The 4138-nt window shown below is 68.3% G+C and carries 5 protein-coding genes; all 5 read left to right on the top strand.

The features are described from left to right. A partial coding sequence (gene whiA, locus G6027_RS06130; RefSeq protein WP_182636353.1) for a DNA-binding protein WhiA occupies nucleotides 1–394 on the top strand: 394 nt, incomplete at its 5' end. A gap of 117 nt (nucleotides 395–511) precedes the next feature. Beyond that, nucleotides 512–1528 (top strand): type I glyceraldehyde-3-phosphate dehydrogenase, encoded by a 1017-nt coding sequence (gap, locus tag G6027_RS06125; RefSeq protein WP_182636351.1) that lies wholly within the window; start codon nucleotides 512–514, stop codon nucleotides 1526–1528. 157 nt (nucleotides 1529–1685) lie between these two features. Next, a complete protein-coding gene (locus G6027_RS06120; protein WP_182636350.1) occupies nucleotides 1686–2903 on the top strand; it encodes a phosphoglycerate kinase in 1218 nt (405 codons plus the stop codon). Between the two features lie 29 nt (nucleotides 2904–2932). Further along, nucleotides 2933–3718: a triose-phosphate isomerase gene (gene tpiA / locus G6027_RS06115; protein WP_182636348.1), complete on the top strand. Its 786-nt coding sequence runs from the start codon at nucleotides 2933–2935 to the stop codon at nucleotides 3716–3718. A gap of 125 nt (nucleotides 3719–3843) precedes the next feature. Then, the gene (gene secG / locus G6027_RS06110; protein ID WP_107747569.1) at nucleotides 3844–4077 is read left to right on the top strand and encodes a preprotein translocase subunit SecG; all 234 of its coding nucleotides are present in this window, start codon (nucleotides 3844–3846) and stop codon (nucleotides 4075–4077) included. Nucleotides 4078–4138: the final 61 nt, after the last annotated feature.

Genomic DNA, 4138 nt, shown 5'->3' with positions numbered 1-4138 from the left:
CCGTATGGGCGCCACCGCCACCAGGGACATCTGGGAGGAGCGGCGTTCGCGCGGAGAGGTCCGGGCCACCGCCAACCGCCTCGCCAACTTCGACGACGCGAATCTCCGCCGGTCGGCCCGTGCCGCCGTCGCGGCGGCCGCCCGAGTCCAGCGCGCGCTCGAGATCCTGGCCGAGGACGTCCCGGACCACCTGTTGGCCGCGGGTGAACTGCGCGTCCAGCACCGCCAGTCCTCGCTCGAGGAGCTGGGCCAGCTCGCCGACCCACCCATGACCAAGGACGCCGTGGCCGGACGGATCCGCCGCCTGCTGTCCATGGCCGACCGTAAGGCGGCCGATCTGGGTATCCCCGACACCGAGTCCGTCGTGACCGAGGACATGCTCGACGAAGACTGATCCGCGCGCTGTGGACCCTGCACAGCCCCCACAAGGGGCGGGTAGTCTGGGTCACGTCCCCGGGCTCCACCCAGCGCTCAGGGGTTCTTTCTCGCACCACCTATAAGGAGACATCACGTGACCGTGCGCGTAGGCATCAACGGATTCGGACGTATCGGCCGCAACTTCTACCGCGCGGTGGAGGCACTGAAGGCCGAGGGCAAGACCGATATCGAGATCGTGGCCGTCAACGACCTCACCACGAACGACATGCTCGCTCACCTGCTCAAGTACGACTCGATCCTCGGCCGCCTGGGCAAGGACGTGACGTTCGACGACAACTCGATCACCGTCGGTGGGACGAAGATCGGTGCCCTCGCGGTCAAGGAAGGCCCCGCGTCCGTGCCGTGGGGTGACTACGGCGTCGACGTCGTCGTGGAGTCCACCGGCATCTTCACCGACGCCGAGAAGGCGAAGGGCCACCTCGAGGGTGGCGCCAAGAAGGTCATCATCTCGGCGCCGGCCAAGAACGAGGACATCACCATCGTCATGGGCGTCAACGACCACGAGTACGACGGCTCGCAGACGATCATCTCCAACGCCTCCTGCACCACCAACTGCCTCGCCCCGGTCGCCAAGGTCCTGTCCGACGAGTTCGGGATCATCAAGGGTCTCATGACCACGATCCACGCCTACACCCAGGATCAGAACCTCCAGGACGCCCCCCACAGCGACATGCGCCGCGCCCGCGCCGCCGGCATCAACATGGTGCCCACCTCCACCGGTGCGGCCAAGGCGGTCGCTCTGGTCCTGCCCGAGCTCAAGGGCAAGTTCGACGGCTACGCCGTGCGCGTGCCGCTGCCCACCGGCTCGCTCACCGACCTCACGGTCGAGCTCGAGAAGAAGGCCTCCGTCGACGAGGTCAACGCCGCGATCAAGGCCGCGGCCGAGGGCCCCATGAAGGGCATCCTCAAGTACACCGAGGATCCCATCGTCTCCTCCGACATCGTCGGCGACCCGCACTCCTCGATCTTCGACGCGCCGCTGACCAAGGCCATCGACGGTCAGATCAAGATCGCCTCCTGGTACGACAACGAGTGGGGCTACTCCAACCGCCTCGCCGACATCATCGGCCTGGTCGGCAAGTCGCTGTAAGAGCCCTCGGGCCTGACGACCCTGCATCACACCGGGCCCGGTCCGGGAACGCCCAGAGCGTCCCGGCCGGGCCCGAAGTACATCACCCGCACCACCGATTCCCAGCCACCCCACCCGGACCACACCATCACCGTCCTCCCGACAGGAGCCCCACCCCATGGCAGTGAGCACTCTCCAGGACCTGCTCGACGCCGGCGTCGAAGGTCGCAAGATCCTCGTCCGCTGCGACCTCAACGTCCCGCTCGACGGATCGACCATCACCGACTCCGGCCGGATCACGGCCTCACTGCCCACTCTCAACTCCCTCCTCGACGCCGGCGCCGCGCTGGTGATCACGGCGCACCTGGGCCGGCCGAAGGGTGCGGCCGATCCCGCGTTCTCGTTGGCCCCCGTCGCCGAGAAGCTGGGAGACGAGCTGGGCCGATACGTCCAGCTGGCCGGCGACGTGGTGGGGCCGGATGCCCGTGAGCGCGCCAACGGACTGACCGACGGCGACGTGCTGTTGGTCGAGAACATCCGCTTCGACCCCCGTGAGACCAGCAAGGATCCCGCCGAGCGTGCCGCTCTGGCCGCCGAGTTGGCGAGCCTCGTCGGGGAGGACGGCGCGTTCGTGTCCAACGGGTTCGGTGTGGTCCACCGCGCGCAGGCCTCGGTCTGCGACATCGCCGAGGTGCTCCCCGCCTACGCCGGTGATCTGGTCCAGAGCGAGGTCGAGGTCCTCGCCGGTCTGACCGGGGACGCCGAGCGCCCCTACGCGGTGGTGCTCGGCGGCTCCAAGGTCTCGGACAAGCTCGCCGTGATCGAGGCCCTCGCCCCCAAGGTCGACACACTGGTCATCGGTGGCGGGATGTGCTTCACCTTCCTCGCCGCACAGGGCCACGGCGTCGGATCCTCGCTCCTGCAGGAGGAGATGATCGGCACCTGCAAGGACCTGCTCGCCAAGTTCGGCGACGTGATCACCCTGCCCGTGGACGTCGTGGCGGCCGACGGGTTCGCCGCCGACGCGGCACACACCACGGTGCCGGCCGACGCGATCCCCGACGGCAAGATGGGCCTCGATATCGGTCCCGAGTCCGTGGCCCTGTTCACCGAGAAGCTGTCCGCCGCCAAGACCGTGTTCTGGAACGGCCCGATGGGCGTGTTCGAGTTCGAGGCGTTCTCGGCCGGTACCCGTGGCGTCGCCGAGGCGATCATCACCGCCACCCGCAACGGTGCGTTCTCCGTGGTGGGCGGCGGCGACTCCGCGGCAGCCGTCCGGACACTCGGGCTCGGCGAGGAGAACTTCTCGCACATCTCGACTGGCGGCGGAGCCTCGCTCGAGTACCTCGAGGGCAAGGAACTCCCGGGGGTCACCGCCCTCGAACGCAGCAACTGATCCGCACGCGCCTACGCACAGGAGAGAACATGGCACGCACCCCGCTCATCGCCGGCAACTGGAAGATGAACCTCAACCACCTCGAGGCGATCGCACTCGTACAGAAGGTGGCCTTCGCACTGCCCGAGAAGTACCTCGAGAAGGTGGAGGTGGCGTTCATCCCTCCGTACACCGACATCCGCGGTGTCCAGATCGTGATCGAGGGGGACAAGCTCGGCTTCGCCTACGGTGCGCAGGACGTCTCGGTCCACGAGTCCGGTGCGTACACCGGTGAGATCTCGGCGGGGATGCTCGCCAAACTGGGGTGCACCTACGTCGTGGTCGGACACTCCGAGCGTCGGGAGTACCACTCCGAGACCGACGAGCTGGTCGCCGCCAAGGCCGCAGCCTGCCACAAGCACGGCCTCAGCCCGATCGTCTGCGTGGGGGAGAAGCTGGAGACGCGGGAGGCGGGCGAGCACGTGGGCTTCGTCGTGGAGCAGCTCAAGGGATCCCTCGCCGGGCTGAGCACCGAGCAGCTCGCCTCCACCGTCATCGCCTACGAGCCCGTGTGGGCCATCGGCACGGGCAAGACGGCCTCGGCCGCGGACGCGCAGGAGGTCTGCGCGGCCATCCGCGGGGCCCTCGCCGAGCTGGCAGCTCCCGAGATCGCAGATCAGATGCGGGTGCTGTACGGCGGGAGTGTCAACTCCTCCACCGTCGGTGAGCTGCTCGAGCAGCCCGACGTCGACGGCGGTCTCGTGGGCGGGTCCTCGCTCAAGCCCGACGAGTTCGCGCAGCTCTCCGCCATCGCCGCAGGCGGTCCGCTGCCCTGAGTCGACCGGCCCGGCGTGGCCGCCCCGACACGGGCGGGCGCGCCGAGATTCGCCATGGAGTTCCCACCGGGTAGTCTGGACCAGTCGCTCGACCGCCCCAACCTGACGTAAGGCCCGATCCGTACATGAAGCTCGCCCTGGACATCTTCCTCGTCGCCACAAGCCTGCTGTTGATGCTGTTCATCCTGCTGCACCGCGGCAAGGGGGGCGGACTGTCCTCGCTGTTCGGCGGCGGAGTGCAGTCCAGCCTCTCCGGGTCGAGTGTCGTGGAGCGCAACCTCGACCGCGTGACCGTGGTCGTGGCCATCCTGTGGCTCATCGCGATCGTCGCGGTCGGGCTTCTGGTCCGCTTCGGCTGACCCTCCACGCCGAACAGCACGACGAGACGGGGTGCGCTCCTCCACTGGTGGAGGAGCGCAC

The sequence above is a fragment of the Dietzia sp. SLG310A2-38A2 genome, from assembly GCF_014145095.1.
Lineage (GTDB): Bacteria > Actinomycetota > Actinomycetes > Mycobacteriales > Mycobacteriaceae > Dietzia.
This window is presented reverse-complemented; position numbering and strand designations above follow the sequence as displayed.

Bases quoted from the DNA above. Each gene is read 5' to 3' on its own strand.
- G6027_RS06120 (WP_182636350.1), top strand. From the start codon at position 1,686: ATGGCAGTGAGCACTCTCCAGGACCTGCTCGACGCCGGCGTCGAAGGT.
- tpiA (WP_182636348.1), top strand. From the start codon at position 2,933: ATGGCACGCACCCCGCTCATCGCCGGCAACTGGAAGATGAACCTCAAC.
- secG (WP_107747569.1), top strand. From the start codon at position 3,844: ATGAAGCTCGCCCTGGACATCTTCCTCGTCGCCACAAGCCTGCTGTTG.